This is a genomic window from Paenibacillus sp. FSL R5-0908 (assembly GCF_038006245.1).
Classification (GTDB): Bacteria; Bacillota; Bacilli; order Paenibacillales; family Paenibacillaceae; genus Paenibacillus_AQ; species Paenibacillus_AQ odorifer.
Map to the genome: position 1 here is coordinate 4,743,109 of NZ_JBBOUV010000001.1, position 25,177 is coordinate 4,768,285.

At 41.4% G+C, this 25,177-nt stretch carries 19 protein-coding genes; 7 read left to right on the top strand and 12 right to left on the bottom strand.

Annotated features, from left to right (window positions below; genetic code table 11):
* Positions 1-22: 22 nt before the first annotated feature.
* The 3 genes from MKZ09_RS21620 to MKZ09_RS21630 all read right to left on the bottom strand — a co-directional run bounded on the left by MKZ09_RS21620 (position 23) and on the right by MKZ09_RS21630 (position 4,089).
* The gene (locus tag MKZ09_RS21620) at positions 23-1,030 is read right to left on the bottom strand and encodes a Gfo/Idh/MocA family protein (protein WP_076201850.1); all 1,008 of its coding nucleotides are present in this window, start codon (positions 1,028-1,030) and stop codon (positions 23-25) included.
* Complete coding sequence (locus tag MKZ09_RS21625; protein WP_076201651.1) at positions 1,030-2,502, bottom strand: glycoside hydrolase family 1 protein; 1,473 nt, start codon at positions 2,500-2,502, stop codon at positions 1,030-1,032. The genes MKZ09_RS21620 and MKZ09_RS21625 overlap by 1 nt, the downstream gene beginning before the upstream one ends.
* Positions 2,503-2,709: 207 nt before the next feature.
* The gene (locus MKZ09_RS21630) at positions 2,710-4,089 is read right to left on the bottom strand and encodes a PTS transporter subunit EIIC (protein WP_076201648.1); all 1,380 of its coding nucleotides are present in this window, start codon (positions 4,087-4,089) and stop codon (positions 2,710-2,712) included.
* A gap of 147 nt (positions 4,090-4,236) precedes the next feature.
* On the opposite strand from MKZ09_RS21630, the gene MKZ09_RS21635 reads away from it, so the two are divergent.
* Entirely contained in the window at positions 4,237-5,229 is a 993-nt protein-coding gene (locus MKZ09_RS21635) for an AraC family transcriptional regulator (RefSeq protein ID WP_076201646.1), read from the top strand.
* A gap of 151 nt (positions 5,230-5,380) precedes the next feature.
* Here MKZ09_RS21635 and MKZ09_RS21640 read toward each other — a convergent pair whose 3' ends face one another.
* A complete protein-coding gene (locus MKZ09_RS21640; protein ID WP_036688680.1) occupies positions 5,381-6,253 on the bottom strand; it encodes a carbohydrate ABC transporter permease in 873 nt (290 codons plus the stop codon).
* Between the two features lie 15 nt (positions 6,254-6,268).
* A complete protein-coding gene (locus MKZ09_RS21645) occupies positions 6,269-7,225 on the bottom strand; it encodes an ABC transporter permease (protein ID WP_036688682.1) in 957 nt (318 codons plus the stop codon).
* A 144-nt stretch (positions 7,226-7,369) separates the two neighbouring features.
* Here MKZ09_RS21645 and MKZ09_RS21650 point away from each other — a divergent pair, with 144 nt between their 5' ends.
* From MKZ09_RS21650 to MKZ09_RS21660, 3 genes are all read left to right on the top strand, one after another.
* Positions 7,370-9,181, top strand: a complete 1,812-nt coding sequence (locus MKZ09_RS21650) for a sensor histidine kinase (protein ID WP_076134449.1) — start codon at positions 7,370-7,372, stop codon at positions 9,179-9,181.
* 4 nt (positions 9,182-9,185) lie between these two features.
* Positions 9,186-10,796 carry a response regulator transcription factor gene (locus MKZ09_RS21655; RefSeq protein ID WP_036688687.1) on the top strand — a complete coding sequence of 537 codons (1,611 nt, stop codon included), beginning with the start codon at positions 9,186-9,188 and terminating at the stop codon, positions 10,794-10,796.
* Between the two features lie 105 nt (positions 10,797-10,901).
* On the top strand, positions 10,902-12,587 hold the full coding sequence (locus MKZ09_RS21660) for an ABC transporter substrate-binding protein (RefSeq protein ID WP_076134448.1): 1,686 nt from the start codon (positions 10,902-10,904) through the stop codon (positions 12,585-12,587).
* 68 nt (positions 12,588-12,655) lie between these two features.
* On the opposite strand, the gene MKZ09_RS21665 is transcribed toward MKZ09_RS21660, so the two are convergent.
* Positions 12,656-13,789, bottom strand: a complete 1,134-nt coding sequence (locus tag MKZ09_RS21665; protein ID WP_076201643.1) for an SGNH/GDSL hydrolase family protein — start codon at positions 13,787-13,789, stop codon at positions 12,656-12,658.
* 166 nt (positions 13,790-13,955) lie between these two features.
* Here MKZ09_RS21665 and MKZ09_RS21670 point away from each other — a divergent pair, with 166 nt between their 5' ends.
* Complete coding sequence (locus MKZ09_RS21670; RefSeq protein ID WP_076134446.1) at positions 13,956-14,501, top strand: CDP-alcohol phosphatidyltransferase family protein; 546 nt, start codon at positions 13,956-13,958, stop codon at positions 14,499-14,501.
* Here the strand turns inward: MKZ09_RS21670 and MKZ09_RS21675 are convergent.
* The gene (locus MKZ09_RS21675) at positions 14,488-17,604 is read right to left on the bottom strand and encodes an ATP-binding response regulator (protein WP_076201640.1); all 3,117 of its coding nucleotides are present in this window, start codon (positions 17,602-17,604) and stop codon (positions 14,488-14,490) included. The two genes, MKZ09_RS21670 and MKZ09_RS21675, sit on opposite strands and share 14 nt — an antisense overlap.
* A gap of 197 nt (positions 17,605-17,801) precedes the next feature.
* On the bottom strand, positions 17,802-18,635 hold the full coding sequence (locus MKZ09_RS21680) for a sugar phosphate isomerase/epimerase family protein (RefSeq protein WP_076201638.1): 834 nt from the start codon (positions 18,633-18,635) through the stop codon (positions 17,802-17,804).
* Positions 18,636-18,810: 175 nt separating this feature from the next.
* Here MKZ09_RS21680 and MKZ09_RS21685 point away from each other — a divergent pair, with 175 nt between their 5' ends.
* Complete coding sequence (locus MKZ09_RS21685) at positions 18,811-19,710, top strand: LysR family transcriptional regulator (protein ID WP_076134443.1); 900 nt, start codon at positions 18,811-18,813, stop codon at positions 19,708-19,710.
* Positions 19,711-19,718: 8 nt separating this feature from the next.
* Here the strand turns inward: MKZ09_RS21685 and MKZ09_RS21690 are convergent, their stop codons facing one another.
* The 3 genes from MKZ09_RS21690 to MKZ09_RS21700 all read right to left on the bottom strand — a co-directional run bounded on the left by MKZ09_RS21690 (position 19,719) and on the right by MKZ09_RS21700 (position 22,717).
* The gene (locus MKZ09_RS21690; RefSeq protein ID WP_076201635.1) at positions 19,719-20,708 is read right to left on the bottom strand and encodes an aldo/keto reductase family protein; all 990 of its coding nucleotides are present in this window, start codon (positions 20,706-20,708) and stop codon (positions 19,719-19,721) included.
* Between the two features lie 210 nt (positions 20,709-20,918).
* A complete protein-coding gene (locus tag MKZ09_RS21695; protein ID WP_076201633.1) occupies positions 20,919-22,007 on the bottom strand; it encodes a DUF1648 domain-containing protein in 1,089 nt (362 codons plus the stop codon).
* A 407-nt stretch (positions 22,008-22,414) separates the two neighbouring features.
* The gene (locus MKZ09_RS21700; protein WP_076134440.1) at positions 22,415-22,717 is read right to left on the bottom strand and encodes a MurR/RpiR family transcriptional regulator; all 303 of its coding nucleotides are present in this window, start codon (positions 22,715-22,717) and stop codon (positions 22,415-22,417) included.
* A 216-nt stretch (positions 22,718-22,933) separates the two neighbouring features.
* Here MKZ09_RS21700 and MKZ09_RS21705 point away from each other — a divergent pair, with 216 nt between their 5' ends.
* A complete protein-coding gene (locus tag MKZ09_RS21705) occupies positions 22,934-24,142 on the top strand; it encodes a GNAT family N-acetyltransferase (protein WP_076201630.1) in 1,209 nt (402 codons plus the stop codon).
* A gap of 96 nt (positions 24,143-24,238) precedes the next feature.
* On the opposite strand, the gene MKZ09_RS21710 is transcribed toward MKZ09_RS21705, so the two are convergent.
* Entirely contained in the window at positions 24,239-25,156 is a 918-nt protein-coding gene (locus tag MKZ09_RS21710) for an N-acetylglucosamine kinase (protein WP_076201627.1), read from the bottom strand.
* Between the last annotated feature and the right edge of the window lie 21 nt (positions 25,157-25,177).

Below are 25,177 nucleotides of genomic sequence, written 5' to 3' on the forward strand. Positions count from 1 at the left end.
TTAGATTTTCAACAATTAGAACCTAGGTACTGGTACGCTGCAATAAGGCTCTATTATCGGATTCAAACACAATTCCCGCCACTTCTCTTGCTGCATCCAACACCTTCATAACTGAATGGCTATAGTCTAATAATTCATAACAAGCCTTTAGATCATTTTCATTGTATATTTTTATAAATGCCATCAGCTCATAGTATATTTTATGATCCGTTATTTGAGCATTCAGCTCCACTTGCTGATCATCGATATGAATCCTTATCTTTCGGCAACCATTTGCCCCATGTTCAACATGGAGATATCCCTGCTCACCTTGTACAAGTACAAAGTTCATACTTTTTGTATCTTTACAACCAACACACTGGGCGATGAAATGATCATACTTTAATACCAATATGCCAGAGGTATCAATCCCGTTTATGTGCTTGTTAGCAGTGTAATTGACCGACAGAGGTGATCCAAATGCATTCATCACAAAATGCAAATTGTAAATATTTATATCTGCCAGCGCACCACCCGAAAAAGCTGGATTAAATACATTCGGTGTTGTCCCGTTAAGTAGATCATTGTATCTACTGGAGTATTGGCTGTAACTGCACTGGATAAACTTGATTTGCCCAAGCTTCTTTATATTTTCCTTTACTAAGTTGTAATTGGGTAAGTGAATGGTAGTAATGGCTTCAAATAACAACCGCTGTTTTTCTTTTGCCAATCCCATTAGGTCTTCAAGTTCACGTACGTTCGATGTAAAAGGTTTCTCGCAAATGACATGTTTGTTCGAACAGAGGGCTTTAAAAGCATGTTCATAGTGATAACTATTGGGAGAAGCGATATAAATGCAATCAATGGATGGGTCCTTCAGCATTTCATTCAAATCTGTATATATATTTGGGATGTTGTACTTATCAGCAAACGGTCTCGCCGTGCTCTCTTTACGAGAATACATCGCAACGCAGGAAGCATCTTCAATTTCTTGTAGAGCGGAAAGAAAGGTATTAACAATACTTCCCGTCCCTATTGTGCCGATTCTCATCATTTCACTTGCTCTTCCAAATTCTCTCCGTTAGTCTGAATACAATTCTGATACCAATAAAAAGAGTCCTTTTTGTAACGCTGATTCGTTCCCTGTCCGCGGTCATCTCCGTCAACATAAATTACACCGTAGCGTTTTTTCATTTCGATCGTGCCACAGGAAACAATATCAATAATTCCCCACATGGTATATCCGATCAATTCAACTCCGTCAATAATTGCCTCTTTCATTTGTTTAAAATGTTCCTTGAGATAGTCAATCCGGTAAGGATCATGAATCTTGCCTTCAGTGCATTCATCAAGAGCACCTATTCCATTCTCTGCAATGAAGATAGGGAGTTGATAACGATCATACATTTGGTTTAAGGATACCCGCAGACCAACCGGATCGATTTGCCAGCCCCATTCACTGGCTTTGAGATACGGATTTTTATTGCCTGTTACCAAATTTCCACCAGTTCTTTCCCAATCTTTATCGGTTGTCGCCACCATGGACATATAGTAAGAGAAACTCAGGAAATCAACGGTGTGTTCCCGCAGAACATTGTCGTCACCAGCTTCTTTATGGATATTGATGTTGTTGTCATTAAGATAACGTTCCATATAAGCGGGATACTTGCCTCGTGCCATGATATCTGTATAGAAGTAGTTGGCATATTGTTCGTCTAAAATAGACTGCATTACATCTTCAGGCTTACACGTGGCCGGGTAAGTTGTGAACCGGGCAATCATACCGCCTACTTTAGAGCCTGGAATGATCTCGTGCGCCAGCTTAATGGTCAGGGCATTAGCTATAAATTGATGATGGAGGCATTGGTAGATTGCAGACTCATAATCTTCTTCCTGATCCTTAATCAAGCAGACGCCGTTATATGGGTTGAATTTTCCGGCATTAATCTCATTGAAGGGTAACCAAAAATCTACCCGTTCTCCTAGTCTCTTAAACAATACCTCAGCGTAACGCAAGTAAAAATCGATTAACTTACGGTTTTTCCAGCCATCGTATTTTGTAACCAGATTAACAGGAATGTTATAATGCAGGATCGTTGCAAAGACCTTCATTCCTCTTTTATGGCATTCATCAAACAAATCTATATAAAACTGAATACCTGCCTCATTTGGCTCTGCATCATCACCATTCGGAAAGATCCGCGCCCAGTTGATGGATGTCCGAAAAATTTTTAATCCTAGTTCTTCCATCAATTTCAAATCCTCTTTATAATTGTGGTAAAAATCAATTCCCCTGCGAAAAGGGTAATGAGTCATATTCGTGTCCGTTAAAGCTTGCTTGAACCGCTCGCCTGTCATGTTGATGTTCCGATTATGGTCCCGCTCCTCTTTTGTCCAGTTACTGTCAAAATAACGTAAGTCTTGTGTATCCAGACCCTTTCCACCTACATTATAAGCTCCGTCCGCTTGGGATGCTGAAATAGCTCCGCCCCATAAGAAATTTTCCGGGAATCCTGTTTTCATTTTTTTATCCTCCAATCAATTCTTTACATTTTTCTATTTTTCAAAAAGGTCTAAGTAGAACCTTCATTCTAATCATATAAAGGTAAGAGGGGTTCCAACAATGTCAAAAGATCAAGAGAATATAACAAAAAGTAAGGTTAATATCTACAAATGATAAAAAGGCTTGAATCGAGATAGACAGAGTCTTGATGATTCAAGCCTTTTTTATTAATTTTTTGATTTTTTCAATAGTACGGTTGTTAACACATAGGCCAGAACAAAACTGATAGCAGCTCCAATAATTGCGTAAATAATATTCATTGTATTATTCGGATCCGCAAAAATTGGTAACGTCAGTAAGCCGGTAGGAGCAAGCGCCAATCTTTTTACTCCCATTAGGCCAACAAATAATCCACCAATTCCTCCGGCAACCATCACTGCATAAAATGGCTTTTTCAGTTTTAGGTTAACTCCGTATATCGCAGGTTCCGTCACACCCAAAAGAGCTGTGAAAGCTGCAGAGTTAGCCAAAACTTTAAAATCCGGATCATTTTTGACTTGTCTTGCCACCGCAAAAGCTGCCGCTCCTTGTGCAACGTTGGCAACCAGGAAACCAGCACCAATCATATCGAACCCATAGGATGTAAGAGACTGAATTACAATGGGTATGGTAACTGCGTAATGCATGCCCAGCATGATAAATACCGGGCCGAAGATACCAAATATCAAAGGTAACCCCCATAAGAGATGGTTATTTAAAAATTCGATTCCCAGTGCAACATAAGTCCCTACAATATTACCCAGCGGGGCTATAAAAATTAATGCAACAGGTGCCATTACAAGTAACGTTATTAACGGTTTCATAAAGAAGCGCACTGATTTTGGCGTTACCCGATCAGCAAACCGTTCAACATAAGAAGCTATCCATATCACTAAAATAATCGGAATAACGGTGGAACCATAGGCTACTAAAGATACAGGCATTCCTAGAAAGTGAACAGGCTCCTTGGCCGCTACCATAGCTGTAAAACTCGGATGCAACAGAACGCCGCCTAATGATACAGCCATCATTGGATTCATCTTGAATTTGTTTGCTGCGGAGAATGCCAGCATAACAGGCAGGAAATAAAATGCCGCATCCGATACAAAGTTTAGTATGGCGTATGTCTGTGTTTCTTTGGACATAATATGGGTCATTGTTAAAATAATGAGGAGCGTTTTGAGCATCGCTGCCCCAGTGATTGCAGGTAATATGGGAGTAAAAATTCCTGAAATCGTACCGAGTAATCGCGAAATTACGGACTCCTTTTTTTCAGGAACATCTGAAACTACTTTCTTGGTCTCTTTGTGATCAGAAGTATTTTCGTTTAGTAAGGGAACGACCTCATTGTAAATTCGAACCACATCTTGTCCCACAATCACCTGAAATTGTCCGCCGCTGTTAACAACCCCGAGGATACCCGGTATCGCCTTAATTTTCTGTTGATCTGCTTTTTCTGAATCTTTAAGTGTGAATCGTAATCTTGTAGCGCAGTGCGTTAACTGGTCGACATTTCCTCTTCCTCCAACCTCTTCTATTAAGGTATTTGCTGCGCCTTTATAATCCATTGTCTTTCCCCCTGTTCTTGATGTAATATCACTTTTCAATTTGTGAAAAAAGTATAACTAATGCTACAATTAGATTGTAGAACGATTTGGAAGCGGTAACAATAACATAAAGAAAGCTATACTATAACAAAAAGTAAGGTGAATGATATGGATTATAACCAATTAGAGCATTTTCTAAAATCATACACGGATAGTGAAAAAAAATACCTTACTCATCCGGATACAGTAAGCTCGATCTACGAAAAAATGAGTCAAGTCAATATAAGAGGTCACAAAGTCTATCGCCTCAAACCATTAAGTGTAAATGAAACCGGAATCGTCATTAGCAAGGATTCCCGTTTTACAAGTGTGCCTCCTTACATTCATTCCAATGTTAATATGAATTACATCTATTCAGGGGAATGTACCTATGTGGTGGATGATAAAACCCTTACTTTAAGGGAGGGGGATGTTTGTATTTTTGATAAAGACGTAATACGTATGAAGAACAAGATCGGTGAGAATGACATCGTGATGAATATAAGTATGAGTGATAATTTTTTATCAACCAACTTCCTAAGCCGACTAGCTAGCCAAAGCATTGTCTCCAACTTAATTCTTTCCGCAATATCTAATAGCCAAAATCATGATAATTTCTTGATCTTCCGTACAAAAGCAAATCAAAAAATCAAACGTTTGTTTGCCGACCTACTTTGTGAGTATTATAATTTACGGATGTATTCATCCGAGATTATCAATTCTTATCTGGTGATTATATTTACAGAGCTGCTGCGCATTTATCAGGATGATTCTGTCTATCATAAAATTCAGTTATCCAATGATGCTTCAGGCAAAATTGTTGATATTCTGCGTTACATTGAAAAGGAATACCTGCAGTGCACATTAACGTCCTTGGCCAGACAATTTGGATACCATCCCAAATATCTTTCTTATCTTATCAAAGAAAAAACCGGAAAGAATTTCAAAGAGCTTCAAGTTTCTTTAAAATTAAAGTTAGCTTGTTACTACTTAGTTAATACCTCGTTATCAATTCAAGATATTGCAGAAAAGGTTCAGATAAGTAATTTGAATTCTTTTTATCAAAAATTCAGATCTGCTTATGAGATGACACCCAAAGATTATCGCCAGGTTCATAGTTGACCCGCCCTCATACTAACATCATTTACACAATACCACGCTTAATGCACTGCACTTAAGGATAGCGATTAGAAAACATCAGCACTATTTTGCATGCCATACCTACAAAAAAAGGGAGCTACATGGACTAGTCCAGTAACTCCCTCTTTTTTGACTATTCTTTTACAGCGCCGACTACGATCCCTGTCACAAAATAACGTTGCAGGAATGGATAAACCAACAATATCGGTAGTGCACTTATGAAAATCTGTGAAGCCCGTATGGTCCGTTGAGACAAGTTAGCTACAGCTGACGGATCAAGCTTGGACATATCTGCCTGAACGATAATGGTCTGCATAAACGTCGCCAGCGGCAGCTTATCCGAATCTCTGATATAGATTATACCGTCAAAATAAGAGTTCCAATGACCCACCATCATGAATAGGGATACCGTTGCAATGACTGGTAAGGAGACTGGTAAATATATTTTCAAAAAGGTCTTAAAATGTCCCGCTCCATCAATAAAGGCTGCTTCTTCAAGGTCCTTAGGTACACCACGGAAGAAGTTCAGCAGCAAAATGATGTTAAATACGGCTACCAATCCAGGTAGGATAAGTGCCATCAAAGAATTCATCAGCCCGAGCTTTAGAATCAGGATATACCCCGGAATCAGACCCCCACTGAACAGCATGGTTACGACAAAATACCAAAGATAGATATTACGCGCCCGGAAAACTCTAGTTTCCTTAGAAAGAGCATAGGCTGCAACCGTATTTACAACCAGTGCAAGTGCTGTTCCTAGGATCGTCCGCTCTACCGACACCCACAGGGATGTAAGAAAATTAGTGTTGTTAAAAGTTTTTGCATAGGCCTCCAAAGTGAAGCCAATTGGCCAAAAGGTGACCAATCCAGCATTGGCTGGGGCGGACGCACTAAGAGATACCATAAGTAAGTGATACAATGGCAGCAAGCAGAGCACCGAAAGGATAGTTAGGAGCACATTGTTGAATATGCTAAATATTCGATATGGAAGGGTTTTATGGTACATTTGTTGTCATCCTTTCTAGAAAATTCTGTACCCTGCAAATCTATAGGCAAGTCGGTATGAAATAACGATTAGAATTAAACTAATTGCCGATTTAAAAAGATTAACTGCGGTCGCAAAGCTGAATTGTCCGCTGAGAAGACCTTCTCTGTACACAAAGGTATCAATGATATCCCCTTGTTGATAGATCAAAGGACTATATAGATTAAATACCTGGTCAAAGTTGGCGTTCAATACATTGCCCAGTGCCAAGGTCGCAATTACAATAGCAATTGGAATAAGTGCTGGTATGGTAATATACATCGTTTGCTTCCAGCGACCTGCCCCATCCACTTCAGCAGCTTCATAAAGTGATGGATTAATGCCGGATAGCGCAGCTAGGAAAATGATCGTGTTGAAACCAAATTCTTTCCAAACATCACTGGCTATGATGGTAAATCGGAACCAGTTGCCGTCTCCTAGAAAAAAGATCGGTTTTATGCCGAAAACGGACGAAATAAACTGATTGACGATCCCTGTTTGTGCTAGGATATCGATCAGAATTCCTGAAAGGGTAACCCAAGACAAGAAATGCGGTAGATAGACGAGTGTTTGAATAGATCTTTTAAGACCCATATTCCTTACCTCATTGAGCAACAAGGCGAATATAAAAGGAATAATCAGGTTCAAAACAATTTTGGAGCAAGCAAAAAACAGTGTATTCCAGGTAATTTGCAGGAAATAATCGTTCTCCCACATGTACCTAAAATGCTTAAGTCCGACCCATTCGGAATCAAAAAATCCTAATGCAGGCTTATAATCCTGAAATGCCATGAGTATTCCTGACATGGGGATATAAGAAAAAATAAAAACCATAATTGCCGCCGGTAATACCATGAAGTGGAGCACCCATGGTTGTTTATAGCCTTTTTTTCTTTTTCTTTTTATACTTGGTTTATTTTCCAGGCCTACCTGCTGTATTGAATTAGCCTCCATAGCTCTCTCCTGTTCCCAAAAAAAATATTTTGTGTGTGATGGGGATCTCTGCTATAAATAGTATCAGGCGTTTCTCAGGTTTGACTATATAACATTGTTAGGCTTGATATGGTTTTATTAGGACATCATCTGGAGGGTACATTTATGAATATATGGAAGCGCTTTACATCCCTGAGAGAATTAATACAATCCCGGTTTAGTTTGTTTGCCAAAATAAACTGCCTGATCATACTCTTGTTCATCCCCATTATTATCATGTATACCTTTTCAAATAACGTCACATACGATGTTGTAAGCAAAGAGCTGCAGGTGTCCAATACGAAGCAGCTCACTTTTCTGTCCAGTCAAATTGATTCGCGTATTAATCAGATGATGGACTTCACCCTTATCCTTTCTAGAGATCCCAATGTCAGAGCCTTCAACGGATTAAACATTTGGGCGGATCGATATGATCAGATGCAGACCCGGTATGTCATTCAGGAAAAGATGGTGCTTCAATCCGGGGTTGCAGATATTTGGCCTGCCAGATATGCCGTACATTCACAGCAAAATAAAGATGTCATCTCCAACTACAATCGAGCATTTGGGTATGATGAGGATTACTTAAAAAGAAATATGAGTGGAAAATGGACGTATGGTGATCACAGCTTGGAATCTAAAGACGAGCTAAAATCCTTCTACTGGTTCTATACAGATTCCTTAGCTCAGCCGGGGATGTTGACGGGAAGCAACTTGGTGATTGAAGCCAGCTTCAGTTATGAGAATATTCAGAACATGCTGGATACGTACAAAGAAGGTGGGCAAGGTGATCCTTTTCTCTATCATAAAGGGAACTCTCCAATTCTGAATCGCAGTGCGGACAAGCAGTTATCTGAAGAACTCATTCGTTACCTGGATAAACACTCACCTGAGAACACTACGCAGGATGTAGTCAAACTCAATGGCAAGAACTACCTGGTCAGCTCTGTGAAGTCCTCCTATTTGGATTGGAATTTAATAGATGTTGTCCCTCTATATCAAATCCTAAAACCCATTTCGCTCAGTCAGGATTTGTTCTATATCTCGATGATTTTGCTGTTTGTTATGGGAATTTCCGCTTCCATATTACTATACAGAAATGTTCAGTACCCTATCAAAAAGCTAATTAAAGGCTTACGGCGCGTGCAGCGTGGAGATTATTCTGTACGTCTTCATAACGAGGGCCGGAACGAGTTTTCGTTTCTATTCCATCGCTTTAATGATATGTCCCATCAAATTCAAGACCTGATAGAGAATGTGTTCAATGAGAAAATCCGTGCCCGCGAAGCTACACTTAAGCAGCTGCAGGCGCAAATCAATCCGCATTTCCTCTATAACTGCCTTGGTTATATTATCAATATGGCCCAGATGAAGGATGAGGACGCTGTTGTCTCAATGGCTTATAATTTAAGTGCTTACTATCGTTATACTACCCGAATGGAACGGGAAACCGCGTCACTGGATGAAGAAATCAAGCTGCTCGTCAACTATTTGGATATTCAAAAGCTGCGCAATGCCAGAATTGATTATCATATCGAAATCCCTGAGAACATGTTAAGCCAGTCTGTGCCACGTCTAATGCTTCAGCCTATTGTGGAGAACTCAGTCATTCACGGAGTGGCCAAATCGTATTCATCGGGTGAGATTAGCATTAGTGGTGAGATTTCGAACGGCTTCTGCAAGATTTATATTGATGACGACGGGCCTGGCTTGAATCCGGAGCAGTTAGAAGCTTTGAATCGTAAAATGCAGGAGCCATTGCAGGAAGAAATGGGCTGTGGGCTCTGGAATACGAATCAGCGGATCATGCACCTGTTCGGTAATCAATCCTGTCTAACCTTTAAACCATCCCCTCTTGGAGGTTTCCGAACAGAGATTATCTGGGAAATCCCTACTGAGGATGAATATTCTAAATTTAAGAATCATCAAGGAGAATAACAACATGCAAATGATTATAGTAGACGATGAAGCGCACTGGGTAGATAATCTTGCCATGACTAAACCCTGGCATACGCTAGGAATTGAACAGGTGCATAAAGCGTATTCGGCACGTGAGGCGCTACAAATTATCGATACCAACCCGATTGATATTGTGATCTCGGATATCCAAATGCCCGAAATGACGGGAATTGAATTAATAGAGCGGATAAGAAAACGTGATAAAAAGATTAAATGCATTATTTTATCAGGCCATTCGGAGTTCGATTATGCCAAAAAAGCACTCCAGCATAATGCAGTCGATTATTTGCTTAAGCCACCTACCGATGATGAAATCATCGGTGCAGTCAAAACTGCCATCGAGCAATTGAACACAGAATGGGAACTTATCAGTTCGCTTAAACGAACCCAGTTTACCCTACGGGAAAATCTGCCGCTTTTACGTGGTCAACTGCTGCTTGATGCCTTGCAAGGTCATCAATTTCAAGCTGGCGAATGGGAACGGAAGCTCGTAAATTATGATTTGCCCTTCCATTCTGGCGATTGCGCTTTGATGCTTGTACGCATGGAAGAAGAATTTAGCCATTATAACAATAATGATCAAACCTTAATTGAATATGCCATCATCAATATGGCTGAAGAGATTATGGGTGAATTCATGCAGGTCTGGGGCGTTAAAGAAGAACATGGATATCTTGTGTTTCTGCTTCAGCTTAAAGAGAAAGGATCCGACATCGGCAAAGAAACCATCCTAGAAAAGCTTTCCTTACAGCTTCAGTATAAGGTTAAGCAATTTCTGAAAGGTTCCCTGTCCATAGTAATCACCGAGTGGTTCCAGTTTCCCGAGAAGGTGTCGAGCCGTTTCCGTCAGGCTACAGCTTATTTCCGGCAGATCGTGGGAGACGAGCGCGAATTCGTAATGCGGGTCAGCGAATTTGAACCTTCCACTACCCAAGGTCCTTTGGATGCCCTTTACACCCCGCCGACACTAATTCACCTGCTTGAAAGTGGGCATTGGGATGCTGCGGAAGAGAAACTACTTGCTGTCTGCGCGGAGCTGGATGAGAAATGGTCTGAATCGTGGGAGCATTGCATGGAGGCCGGTTTTTTAATCACTGCATCCTTCACGAATCTCGCACACCGAAATGGGCATACTCTAGCTAACTTAGTGGGAGACGATCTCGGTTGGTTGCAAAGCGGTGAAGCGTTCTCTACCATCGGTAAACTTAGAAAATGGTCCCTCAGCATCCTGAGCAAATTGAAAGAAGGAACGTCCAACGAAATTAAAGACATCAGATCTGAATATGTGAAAAAGATTCAAGATTTCACAGACAAAAACCTGCATTTAGATGTTTCATTACGGGTTCTGGCTGACCATGTAAACCTCCATCCGACTCATTTATCAAAAATTTATAAGATTGAAACGGGTGAAGGAATAAGCGATTATATCTCGCGCCTGCGTATGGATCGCGCCTGTCATAAGCTGAAGACTACCTCTAAAAAAGTCTATGAAATCAGCATGGAGATTGGCTATATGGACCCTGCTTATTTTATAAAAGTATTCAAACGACAGTTCGGAGTAACACCGCAGGAATATCGAGACAATAATAAATAGCATGATAGAGTCCTATCGAAACTAAAAATCTCATATAGATGCCATCCCCGACTAGTTGTTAAAGTTACACTTGTAAAGATCATACACAGTAGGGGGAATTAAAGAATGATCAAGTTCAAAAAAATGTGGTCGTTGTTAACGGTCACAGCACTTATCACACTCACAGCCTGTGGCAGTGGCGGCGGAAATAATGAAAACGCCAAACAAAACAATACCACATCGTCTGAGACTAGTTTATCTGAAGCAGATGCTGCTTTTGAAAAAGGTAAATACGATCCACCCATCGAGTTCAGTTCGGTATTGATGCCGAAGAAATATGTTCAAGGCGATACCAAAGAAAACAATGTTCACGATCGCTGGATGCTGGAAACACTGGGTATGAAGCATAAAGATACTTGGTATCCTGCCAATGACGATCAATACAGACAAAAGCTTCAGCTTGCCATTGCTTCTGGCGAAAAGCTGCCTGACTTCGTTTCTGTACCAACAAATGCAGTATTGACCAATCAACTGATTGATTCCGGTCAGTTCATTGCTATTGATGAGTTGTTCGACAAATATGCTAATAAAATTCTAAAAGATCATGCTGCAGCACACCCAGAACTTTGGTATCCATTCACAAAAGACGGTAAGAAATACAATATGCCGATCCTTGAATATACTGATAATGACGATACCCTTCTCTGGTTACGTGAAGATTGGATGGAAAAGCTGAACCTTCAGGCTCCAAAAACAATCGCCGATCTTGAGAATATCATGGACAAATTTAAGAACGAAAACCCTGACGGTCTAGCACCTAAAGATGTTTTCCCACTTGCGATTTCTTTGAAAAATAATACCAACACCTGGATGGGCCAACTCGACTGGTTATTCGGTGCTTATGGTACGATTGAGGAACAATGGAATAAAGATGCCGACGGCAATCTAGAATACGGTTCCATTAATCCAGGAGCTAAACAAGCCCTTGCTAAGCTTAGTGAATGGATGGAAAAAGGTTATATTCACACAGACTCCGCACTTTGGGATGAAGGTAAATCTGCTGAAAGCTGGACAAAAGGTGCTGCAGGTATTCTACCAGGGGCAAACTGGGTTCCAGACTGGCCGGCTCCCGATCTTATGAAAAATGTACCTGGAGCGAAGATCAAAGCTTATCCGGTTCCAGCAGGTCCAGACGGACTCATCGGTACCAAATGGCAGAACTCTGGGGTAAACGCTAGTATCATGATTAACAAAGATGCGAAGCACCCTGAAGCAATTTTCTTATACTACAACTACTTGCTTGATAACCTAGCTAATCCTGCAGCTGGTAGTGAATTTGAATATGGCTTTGCTAAAGGCTACGATTGGGACATGATTGATGGAAAGCCTACTAGTGATAAAGAGAAGATTAAAGACTTCTCCAATGAGTTTCCTTTCTTAACTGGACCGGCTCGTATTCCTGATCTGTTCATGAAGACATTGGTTAAACTTGCTGATGGTGAAACCCCTGTAACTCCTTATGAAAAACAAATGGCTGAGTTCCGTAAACCGGAAAACTGGGCCGCTGCAAAAGTTGTTATGTCACAAATAGACATTCGTAGACAGAACTATTTCACTGGCGCTGCGACACCAACGATGGTATCGAAATGGAATCTGCTTCGTCAATCCGAAATGGAAACCTTCAACAAAATCATTTACGGCAAGCTTCCAGTAGATGCCTTTGACTCCTTTGTTTCCAACTGGAAAGCAAATGGTGGGGATCAAATCACCAAAGAAGTTAACGAATGGTTCAAGTCTGTATCCACCAAATAGACTAAAGTAAATAAAACAAGCCGGAGCGTGTTCCTTTCGCTCCGGCTTGTTTTTTTATGAATTCCTCATTAACTTTCGCCCGCTAGAATCCGTTTCAAATACCCCGTCAACTCTTTTGCCGCTTGTTCATGAGCTATTGCTCCCGGATGACTTCTTGCCCCTATGGTCTCATCTGTCATATTCGGAAGCTGCAACACAGAAACCTGCTTGTCCCCTGTTTTCTTGCTATAAGCATCGACCGCTCGGTAGATCGCTGGCATCATAGGGATACCAAGCATCCCGTATGCCCATACGAGATGTGCATGTTGATTATTTTTTCTAAGCTTCATCAGAAATTTCTCGGCGGCATCGACAAAAGCTTGTATATCATCCTCATGATAGGTCCCGTCTTCATTTAAGCGTTGTTTATGGCTTTCCCCTGTTACCTCATCTTTCCATTCTGGCGAATGAAAAGCGCCCCCATCATTTGTTCCTAGATTAACTACCACAACATCTGGCTGCCAGGATTCAAAAGAATGTGCTTGAAAAGCTCCTAAAGCTTCGTTTTTTGCTCCAGTTAGAAGACCACAAACCTGTTCATAACCATCAGGGATATTACCGTGCGGATTATTATCCCAGCTAGTAAGGACGCCCCAGCCACTTTGAGAAATAACTCTATATTCTGCATTTAAAGCATCTGCCGTCATGCTAGTATAGTTGTTAATGGCACTAAACCACATTGGAATCCAGTCTTCTTCAGCCTTGGCACCTATACTTCCTTCACCGGATGTTATACTGTCACCTATGAACTCTATCTTGTGGGGTTTGTCCGCAACCGGCAGAAATTTCCCATCCATCTTCACCGCATGTATCTGCAAAGAGCAGCCAGGGTCTCCACTCATTGCCTGCACATCTTTTACAATACGTACATTTTTCACAACACGTTCATTCATGCCTCTAAATACACAAATCCAATACCGGCCTGCTACTAACATTTGTCTGCTAACAGGAACAGAGTTGATCAGGATGCTAATCCAAGGTTCATAAACATCATAATCTGCTTCTACTTCAAGCCATAGCTCAGAACTTTTAACATTTAATTCGACCGCACTTCCTGTCCAAAATAACGTTAGTGGAGAAAGTAAACCTGTTGTTCTGCCGTGAATTTTCAGATGTTCGATATCAGCTAATGGATGTACCTTTAAATTTGTATTCTGCTTCATAAAATCCCTCCTAAATTACCACTAGAATCCTAATCTACACTTCTACTTCACTACTTCTTCAATACTATCTTATAATCCTTTTCCAAATAGCATATAGCATATAGCATATACTCTGCCTCTGGTACAATAAAATTAAATGAGGTCATGAACAAAGGTGGGATTGAAGTTGAAAGTTATACCTAATTGTATTACACTTGGCAGAATTATTTTGGCAATCATGCTGTTATTCTTCGAGCCCCTAAGTTCGGCCTTTCTTGTAATTTATATCCTTTGCGGAGTCACCGATCTGATAGATGGTCCAATTGCCCGAAAATCAGGCACAACAAGTCATCTCGGAGCAAAGCTGGATTCTGCTGCCGACACGATACTAATCGGGATCTGCTTATTTACTTTGTATCCGTTTCTGGGTCTTACACTCGAATTTATCTTATGGATCTTCTTGATCGCGGTCATCCGCATAACATCGATAGGGATCGCCCTCCGGAAATTCAAAACTTACGCAAGCATCCATACCTACGGTAATAAACTCACCGGGCTCCTCTTATTTATAACTCCTTTATGGCTTTCCCATAGTACCCACACCATTTGGACAACCATTGTCTGTATAATTGCAACCTTATCCGCCGTGGAAGAATTGATCATCCAAATCACATCCACTCAATTACAGCTGGACAGAAAAGGATGGTTTTACAACCATCCTAATCAGGAATAATGAAAGACACTGTAGTTCCCACCCCAGGAATACTTTGAATCTTCAAGCCTTGTCCATATAATTGTGTTAATCTCCGATCTGTATTAAGGAGCCCAATTCCTTGATCCTTAAGGCTTTTTGGCTGCAATAACTTACTGACTTGAGCTTCATCCATTCCAATCCCCGTATCTGCAATGATAAAATGAACAGCCTCCGCATGTGTCTCGATGTGAATGCGCAAGGTTCCACCTTTTGCCCGACTTAAGATCCCATGCCGGACGGCGTTCTCGACCAGTGGCTGAATCGTCAGCGGAGGAATTAGAAGCTGGAGATTCGCGTCTACCTCCCATTCAACTTGCAGCCTCTCCTCAAAACGTTGCTGCTGGATATATACATAATTCTCGACCAGCTCCAGCTCTTGCGACAGCGAAACAAGTTTGCCTGCATTTAAGAAGTCAAAGCTGATCCGCAGATAAGTAGTGAACGCATCTGAAAGATCTTTCATTTTGACAGTGTCAAAATCACTCAAGGACATAATCGAATTTAATGTATTAAAGAGAAAATGTGGATGGATCTGCGCTTGTAAATAAGCAGCCTCCATTCTCAAACGATCATTGACTGCTTGCTTCATTGACGTGAGCGACGAAGCACGATACTTCAATTCTATGGCATCTACTGGCTTAGTTACATAGTCATTAGCGCCAGCCAAGAAACCTGCGTAGACATCCTCCTGTTCACTGCGGGCGGTCAATAGAATAATAGGAAGTTCATACATCGTAAACCGCTCGCGTATCAATCTTGTCAATTCATAACCAGACATGCCAGGCATCATCACATCAGCGATAACCAAATCAAACTGCTCATGATGCAACATATCCAGCGCCTCACGGGCTGAAGTCGTTGTATCAATCCGATAAGCTCCATCTGATAAAATATTTTGCAGAACTTTTAAATTGACCGAATCATCATCAACCGCCAGCACATGTATGATGTCAGCGTCTGTATCGAGCTTCGAGAGTGCCTCTACTTCCTTTGTATTATAGGTGGCAGCCACCATAGCTGATTTCTCAGCAGTTATCCACGTGCTGAATGGTGACAATGGATCCGAATCTTTTTCTGTATGAACATCTGGAATAGATGACTGCAGGCTCCCTTTGGCTACAGGTAATTTGAAGCTGAACTTACTTCCCTGACCCGGCTGCGATTGCAGCAATAATTCACTGCCATGCAGTTCGACCAGCTCCTTACAGATGCTAAGTCCCAGCCCAATGCCGCCTTGACCGTAAGCCCCTTGTTCATAGCGCATAAAAACACGCTTTTTCAAAGCTTCATCCATACCTACTCCTGTGTCCGTAACATGTATCCATACATCCCCACCCACTTGTTCTGCGGCCAGTTCAACACTTCCCTGTTCGGTGTACTTTAGTGCGTTATGAACTAAATTAATCAGAATCTGCACCAATCGCTCCTCATCCGCATAAACACGAGGCAGTTTCTCATCTATAGACATTCGAAGCTCTACCTTCGTCCCACCGGTTAAGAAGCGTAACATATCCAGTACACCTTCAGCCAATGACCTCACTTGCAAGACCTTTATATTCATCACAATCCGCTTATCCTGCAATCGCACAACATCAAGCAAGTCATTCAGCATAAGCGACATCCGGCGACTGACCATAATTAGCAATTCCATGTCACGCTGGCTCTCTTCATCCAGCACATGTTTTTTTCTTGTTAACACACTTTGGGCAATATTCATAATCCCATGCAGTGGAGTGCGCAGCTCATGTGATGTATTGGCTAGAAAACGGTCCTTTAATTTATTGGATTCCGCCAATTGAGCGTTCAGTAACACATTTTGATGGGATTGATGAAAATATCTCCTAAACCAATAAGCGGAAAATGCGGCAAGGGCAGCTATTAAATCTACGGGATAAAACATAAATTGTGAGCTACCGGCATAGTAGACAGCCCCCCACAACATATTATTTAGTACTGCTAACACTGAAAACAATAAAAATAGAGCACCTTCAGCTCGTAAGGATACCATCTTCCAAAAATAATATACCGTCCAACACACTGGAACGTAATACAGGATCATGTAATACCCTTTTCCGATGATATATAACACTGCCTCTTCAGGACCTACAATAATAAATAAAGTAAAAATGAGAACTGACAGGATGTAACTATAAAACGCCTTGCCTTTCCGTCGATTCCCCAATAGTTCTCTTCCCATCAATAAAAGGAACAGACAAAACCCTATATACGAAAGAACCTTTAACCTCAACATCCAGGCAAAATCAACATGAAGAAACCGGAACATTAGTCCATTATGTTCAACCCCAATGGATACAGCCGCAGCGACCATCATTAGGAAAAAAATAATCAGCTCTGTTTTTCGTACATCCATCAGATAGATAATCAATAAATACAACCCATGTAGAAGAAGCATGACCCCTACGACTAGCTGCAAGCCAATGGAATTCCAGTATATAGTGTCTACTTCATGTTGAATGCCAAACTCCACGGACCGAATTATGCCCCCTTTTAGTGGAGACTCATAGTTTGACGTCCGGACAAATAGATCCAGATGCTTCTGATCTGTAGGTGTATAACTGATTAAGAATGCTTTCGTCACATAAACATGCTCTTCCTTCTCGTCAGATAACACTCCAAACCGTGAGAGAATTGTTCCATTAATCTCCACTTCAGAAGAAGTATAGATGGATTGGAACCAAAAGCTAAGCGGCTCAGACAAGGGGCGATCTAGCAGAATCCGCAAATGATAAGTTCCGTATCCATATGCCTTCTTTTGCTCTGAAGGATTAAATGCGGTACTCCAATTACCCGGCACCTGAAGCATCCGACCTTTTAAAATACGATCCATATTGGCGGCATTCACCCATTGTTCAGGATAAAACTCCCATTCTCCATCCAGTGGAAAGGAGCTTAGTGATTCAAGGTCTACTCCCCGCAAATCGAGCACACCTTGCTCCACTACAGGAGGATTAGACAGAGTAAAATGATTGTACCAGCTCCAGCGTATTGCAATCAGCAGGCAGATGAATACTACTATGTACAACATATGACTTAACTTAATTTTATTCTCCGAAGTTCTCATAGACTCCTCATTCGCAAATAGTATTTAATAGTGCTATATCCCTATCTTCAACTTTGAGCAATACAGTATGATTATACTATATTAAGAGGCCTATAGACGTATGTAATCCTATGTTTAGAGGAAAAAAATCAACTATCCCATAGAGCAGATAGTTGATTCCTTCCTTAACGCTTCTTCTAATGTAGGGTTCGATGTGTTTAGATTTCTAGCAATGAGAATACTTTATCGAAACCTGCTTTGGAACGGGAAAATAATTCAGATGAACTGTGTGCGGAGGCTGGTGCCAGCACTTCTTGGGCGATAACGCCGGTATACCCGATCTTTGTAAGGCTTCCCAGGAAGCCTGTTAGATCAATAGCCCCTTCCCCTGGATACAATCGATCAAAATCAAGCAATTCTTCTATGGGCAGAGGTTTAGCATCATTGATATGGACATACGCGATTTGATGCGGTTGTAATTTCAGCAGATCCTCGCTTGTTAATCCATTTGTATGCCAATGATAGGAATCCAGCAACAAGCCGATATTTCTCACTTGAATGGTGTCCATCCAGTTCAACGTATCTTGCATCGTCCAGATCAGCGGATTTGCCCATTGTGTACGTAAGTGATGAGGGCCAACGAACTCTAAGGCTAGCGAAATACCATAAGCGCCTAATATTTCTGCACATAGTCTTAAACGTCTAGTGGCTGCAATCATAAACGGTGCGACCGGAAGATCTGTCGAAGGTAAAATATATGTGCAGCATGTGGTGCACTTTAAGTCAGCAGCGGCCTCAGCCATCTGGGTAAGCGATTTCAGGCTCTCCCTAAAGCTATCCTCTGTCGTGCGCCAATCTACCTCTAAACCAAAAGATCCTAGCATGACGCCATGACTTTCCAACAATTGAACTGCCCCACCCTTGCCATGCTGCTGTACCAACTCTAATGGATTGACGTCTATGGACCTAAACCCGAATTGGCTCGCAAGTCTGATGTATTCTTCATTGGAACTAATCTCACCCAAACCTGCTGTTGTTAATCCTCTTATCATCGTCGTTCTCCCCCTTTGACCAATCAAACAGTACATCATTGTTCTGGGTACCCATTCCAAGTCTAGCGCATTTGGCACTCGAATAAAACACCTCAGAGGACATGTCATTCCTTTCATTTTTCTTTAAAGATCCTTATACTTGCTTGGAGAAACATTTCAAGGGAGATTGAACAGTATGGACATAAAAAAGTTACAATACTTTATCGCAGTAGCAGAGGAACTGCATTTTAACCGTGCAGCAGAGAAGCTGAATATGACGCAGCCTCCCTTAAGCCAGCAAATTCAAGCTCTGGAGAATGAGATTGGTGTGAAACTATTAGAACGGAACAAAAGACAAGTTCGTCTAACGCCAGCGGGGGCGGTATTTCTAGAGGAAGCTAAATCCATTTTATCTCAACTGGAACGCTCTATTAAAACAACACAATTAGTCGATCAAGGAATTATCGGACATTTGAACATTGGATTTATAGATTCTGCAGCTGGTGGAGTATTGGTTAATATGTTAAAAATGTTTCGGGAACGTTATCCACAAGTACAACTCTCATTACATGAGATGACGTCTGCTCAGCAGTGGCAGGCTTTACATGAAGGAACGATTCACATTGGATTTGTACGTTATACAGAGTCGGGTAAGCATATCGACCATCGTCCCTTAGTCAATGAATCGCTTATTGCCGTTTTGCCAGAACAGCATCACCTAGCTCAATTACCGGTGTTATCCATTCGCTCTTTAGCTTTAGAGCCGTTTATATCGTTCCCACGTCATTTAGGAGCTCCTTTTCATGACCTCATTATGAGCTTCTGCGCCCAACACGACATGTATCCGAATGTTGTACAGGAAGCTATTCAGATGTACACCATTGTAAATTTGGTAGCTGCAAATCTTGGAGTTTCCATTGTGCCCTCTTCAGTTGCTATTTTCCAGCGTGAAGGTATCGCATTTCGTCCCTTTGAAGAAAGCACACCATCGATTCCCCTTTATGCCGCTTGGAGAACCGATTGCGAACGTGCCTCCTTATCCGCGTTACTAGAGATCATAGGACAAATGAGTTCAGAAGCTATTAATGGTGAATAATATAATATTCAGCCCGTTTTTCTAGGATCACGTTCAATGAGTCCTTCTAGCACCCTATCGATTTCCAACATCACTTCCCTATCCAGACGAACTCCTGCAGCTTTGGCATTTTCTATAACCTGCTCAGGCTTGGATGCCCCAATAATTGCAGAGGAGACTTGTGGATTTTGCAACACCCATGCTATAGCCAACTGTGGAAGCGTCAACCCAACTTCACTGGCGATGGAAGAGAGATTCGAGACCGCCGCAAGCACCTCAGTCCGAAGCCACTGACCCGCCAATTTATTCATAAATGGTGAGCCCGCAGCGGTTGAAGCACGAGAACCCTCTGGCAATGGTTGCCCTGGCATATATTTACCTGAAAGAATCCCTTGAGCAAGCGGTGACCAGACCACCTGTCCAATCCCTTCCCGCTCACAAGCTTGAACCACCTCCGTCTCCATCACACGCCATAACATCGAATATTGAGGTTGACTAGCCACCAATGGCACCTTCAATTCCCTCGCCAAAATAGCACCTTCTGCTATCTGATCCGCCGTCCACTCACTTATCCCGACATAGAGAACCTTACCTTGACGCACCAGATCCGAAAAGGCCAAAAAGGTCTCTTCAAGGGATACTGTTGCGTCAAAGCGATGCGCATAATAGATATCAATATAATCCGTCTGTAATCTGTTCAGCGAAGCATGGCACGCCTCCATAATATGCTTGCGAGACAGACCTCTTGCGTTACGTCCCGTCCCTGTGGGATGGCACACCTTGGTACACAATTCGATATCAGCTCTGTGCACTCCTTTTAATGCTTGACCCAGCACCATCTCAGCTTTCGTATCGGAATATACATCCGCAGTATCAAATGTTGTGATCCCTACATCCAATGCAGCGCGAACACAAGCATGGGCAGTATCATTGTCCACTTGAGCACCATGTGTAATCCAATTACCATAAGCAATTTCACTTAGATGTAAGCCACTCGTTCCTAATTTGCGATAGTTCATTTTATACCCTCCTTTAGATAACAATCTGATTGTAACAAAGGGTTATTAATACGAGAAATACTCTTTAATATGCGATTTAATTCAAAAAAGATATTACTAAGAACCTTAAAGATAATAAAAAACGCCCTTTAGGCGTTTTTCTCGGTAAATATTCTGTTTCGAAACTCTAACTTCGCCAATACTCCGGCGAGTATTAACCTCCAAGCCTTGTTACCGCACCACAACTAACAGTACAATAATTCCGAGCCAGAACAGCCAGCTTACTGGGTGACCGAAATTTAATCCCCAGCCGACTCCGAGCCTTTTCTTGACGATTAGGTTTGGATCTTTGCGATTGAAATAAATCATACCTAATAGCCATTTATCATCATCATGGACAGGTCTGGCATTGGAGCTATCGGCAGATCGCTCCAAGCGGCTTTCGCCCTGACCAGCCCAGAACGTTAAGGCCAAGGCGTATAGGATGATAAGGGCTATTATGATTAGGATAATAGGGATAGCGAAACTCATGTTAAGCAGAGATATCATGTTTAGTTGCACAACAGAAAACAGGATAACTATTAAGAAGCTTGCTGTAAGCATAAAATATGACCAAGTACGGCGGTAAGTTGCGTCTTGTCTGATGGAACGGTTAGGATCATTGGGTTGAACCTGCTGCTTTACTCTGCGAATACTCCAATTCTCAAATATGAACAAAAGTGTTATGAACACTTGCATGATCGTAGGCATAAACACAGAACTATAAGATTTAGCCGCATAGCCGTCTACGTTCCAACTGCTGTTGTAATGGATCGGAATCTGATCAGGAATCTGATCGTAGTTGCGTAGCACATTTACAATAGTAACAACAATAATTAAAACATGAATGAGGAACCATTTATTAGACAAGCCAATGTTTCTTTTCCGAAATCCAGTGTCCACTGCCATGATCGATGGTTCCAGAGCAATAGGCAGCATAGGTAGTAAACTTTTCATTTTGAAATGATAGCTAATGTTTATGACTAGGGAGATTACGACCATGGCGAGTGAATAAGTGACAATGATCCAACATGGTTGCTTGGAATGTTCATCACCGTATATTAGACAGAGGATACAAACAATGAATAGGATGGTATGTAAGGTAGCACTAATCCTAGCATATGACTTCCGCATCTGGCGCAGAGGCTCACTATGGAATTGTACAGGGCTGACGGTGACCCCAAAACTAATCGTCTCTCTTGTTAAATAAGGCATGCTTACCATGAGTACAATGGCAGGTACAAATACTAAGATCATTACTATAACAGGCATTATCGTCATATCATTCGCCTCCTCTTATACATAAGTGTGTATTTGAAAACTCTGTAACCCTTATAGCATAGGCGATTCATCACTATGCCTTTTTGCGTATGATTATCCTATTAACTTAGGATAGGTAATCGACTTGAACATAAATTTTATTATAATAGATTTTAGTGACTATAGGGGTCAAATTAACAATTTATCCAGTTTTTTTGCTACGCAGTGCTACTCATCTGACAACTGAATTATGGCAAGTACATCTGTTTGAAATTCTGTGAAGGTAAAGGACTCGCCGCGTATCTGCAATGGTGTGGATTACTGCGTCAGAGTATAAATAAGTCCTTCCATGATTAAAATAGTACTTGCTCAGGTTTGTTCCATTAAGATATTTCTCTACAATCGCTCGATAAATCGGACGCTTCATTTCATCCACTATCAATGATAGAATGCACCGTTTCATTCGATTCAACATCAAAATAGCCAACATACGGCGTATTTTCTACTTCCGCTGATAATCGGATTTTCAGTGCAGGGAAATCACCTATTCCTAGCGACCTGCAAAAACGAACAACCGCCGCACTGCTTGCCTCCGCTTTCGTTGCTAAATCATGTATGGTCATATGCAGCACTTCTTTAGCATTTGCAAGAATGTACTCCGCTACTTTTTTCTCTGATTCTGGCAATTCATTTAAGTCTAGCTCAATTTGCGAAATCAAACTTCCCCGCAATTAAACCCGCTCCAACAAATGCAGGAATCATTGGTATGAAAATATTTCCGATTTTTCACAAAAAGTTCTTGAACGGTTTATCTATGATTCCACACGTTCCATTATTGACGAATTTTTTTTTCAATATTAAACTATATGTAAGAAATTAAATTTCAAAAAACATTTTTTTCATTTATTAAATTTATCCCAACATTACGGCGCAGGAGGAAATGAAAGATGACGACGACACCAAACATCATCGTAATGAACCATCCAACTAGAGAGCAGCTTGAAAAGATTTACGATATTTTAGATGAATGCTTTTCCGTAGGCCGAGCTTTTTTCCAAGAAAGATTAGACCTCGACACCACATATGATCCAGATACAACCTGGTTTGCGATGGTAGACGGTAAGATTGCATCCAATGTACAAATTTTTCCGTTTCATATTAGAGTCGGTCAAGCGATCTTGAAAACGGGTGCAATGGGGAGTGTCGGTACAGATCTAAATTACCGCGGGCTGGGGCTTGCACACAAAATTCTTCATGCGCAGACCAACTATATGAAAGAAACCGATTATGATATAAGCTTGCTTTTGGCTAGCAAGCATGCGTTTTATGAAAAGGCTGGCTGGAGACTTATTCCGGAGACTGCTTTCGCAATTGAAAAACCAGCAAGTTTGGAGCAGCAGCAAAACAGTGATGAAATCATCCCTTTTGAAGCCTGTTATCTCGATGATATCCGTTTCATCTATGAACAATTCAATAAGAATCGTACCTACACCGTGATCCGAAGTAGAACGTATTGGAATGATTTATTGACCTGGCCGGAATGGAAGAAAGTTGACTGCTTGCTCCTTCGCAGAAATGGAAAAATCGTCGCTTATGGCATCATTGAAAAGAAAGATACTGAACAAGTATTTATTAATGAATTATTGTATTTGAACGAAGCCGAAAACGGCGTTGAAGCTTTGTTTCATGCCTTATGTCAGCTGCGCCAAAATGCAAAGCAAATATTAGCGATGCTCCCAGAGGACCATAAGCTATATTCCTATTACCAACAGCATCAAGCAAATTCAATTCAAATCAATATGGCGATGTGGAAAATGATCAATCTCAGTTCAACTTTCCATAAGCTTCAGCCTGAATTAGAAGATCGCCTAAACCGTAGCAACATCATTGCAGACCAGGAGCTGCATATTGCACTTCGCAGCAATGAGGACTGTATCTACTTGGATTATAAGCAAAAGCGGCTTTCTGTTTCCGATGCTAGTAATCATACCAATCCCTATACTTCAATAGAAGTAGATGAACGCGAGCTAATGACTTATATCATGTTCGGCTATAATGAAGCAGGCGCAGCAAAGGACAGTACTGAGCACGCTAACATCCTTCAAGCTCTATTTCCGAAACAACAAGCCGTTTTTTATTTGACCGATAAATTTTAAGCCATTTTTGATTCCTACCATTTTAAAATAAGGGTGTGTCGCAAGTCCAACTGCTCGGACTTATGACACACCCTTATTTTTCCATAGCGACAAAAACTAGTCGTTGTTCATTTTTGATCTTCCTAACAGGACAGCACCGTAGGCTGCATCCTTAATCGGCAAAATCAGCTTTGTTTGCGGGTAGCTCTGTGCAAGTTTTCGCTCCAGGGCTTCTTTCACAAAGCGAGACTTTTGCAGCACACTTCCTGCAATCGCAATCGGACTTTCATATAGCTTAAGCCGTTCAATAACAGGCACAACAAGCTCATATAGATTGGCTGCACATTTCTCCGCTAACGCTATTGCATGTGCATCGCCCTTCTCGTATGCGATCGTCATAATCGGTGCGAGCTGCGCAATATCTTTTTTCGTCGTATTTTTATCATAAACAAAGCCAATAATCTCTTTCACAGTGCTTAATCCAAGCTGCTCATACACCATCGCTGGGATGACCGTATCGGTTATTCTTCCGTCCTCCACTTGAACTAATACGGATAATAGATCGCGCCCAATGCTATAACCGCTTCCCTCGTCATCAATCAGATGACCAAAGCCTCCTGTGCGATGCCGCTCTCCTTTTTCATTGACCCCAAAGCAAATCGATCCTGTACCAGCAATGAGAATGATGCCTTGCATTGCATTCTGTGCCCCGTATAATGCGGTTTCTTGATCGCCAGTAATCGTTAATGGCCCGATATAACCGTTATTTCTCACATGCTGCTCCAAAAAATTGATGACCAGCGGATTACTTACTCCTGCCGCACCTATACATATATGAGCAACTTCTTGTAAATTACCGCAGTAGAGCTTCGTTTGACTAAAAACTTCCTCAAAGGAGGCGGCAATAGCATCAGTATCACCACCGTTATAATTAATAGGCCCTACAGTAAAGGTGAATAAAGCGTCTTCCTGGTCATGCGTAATGGTGACAGCTGTTTTCGTGCCACCCCCATCAATTCCAACGATAAATGCCATACCTATGTCCCCTTGTTGTAC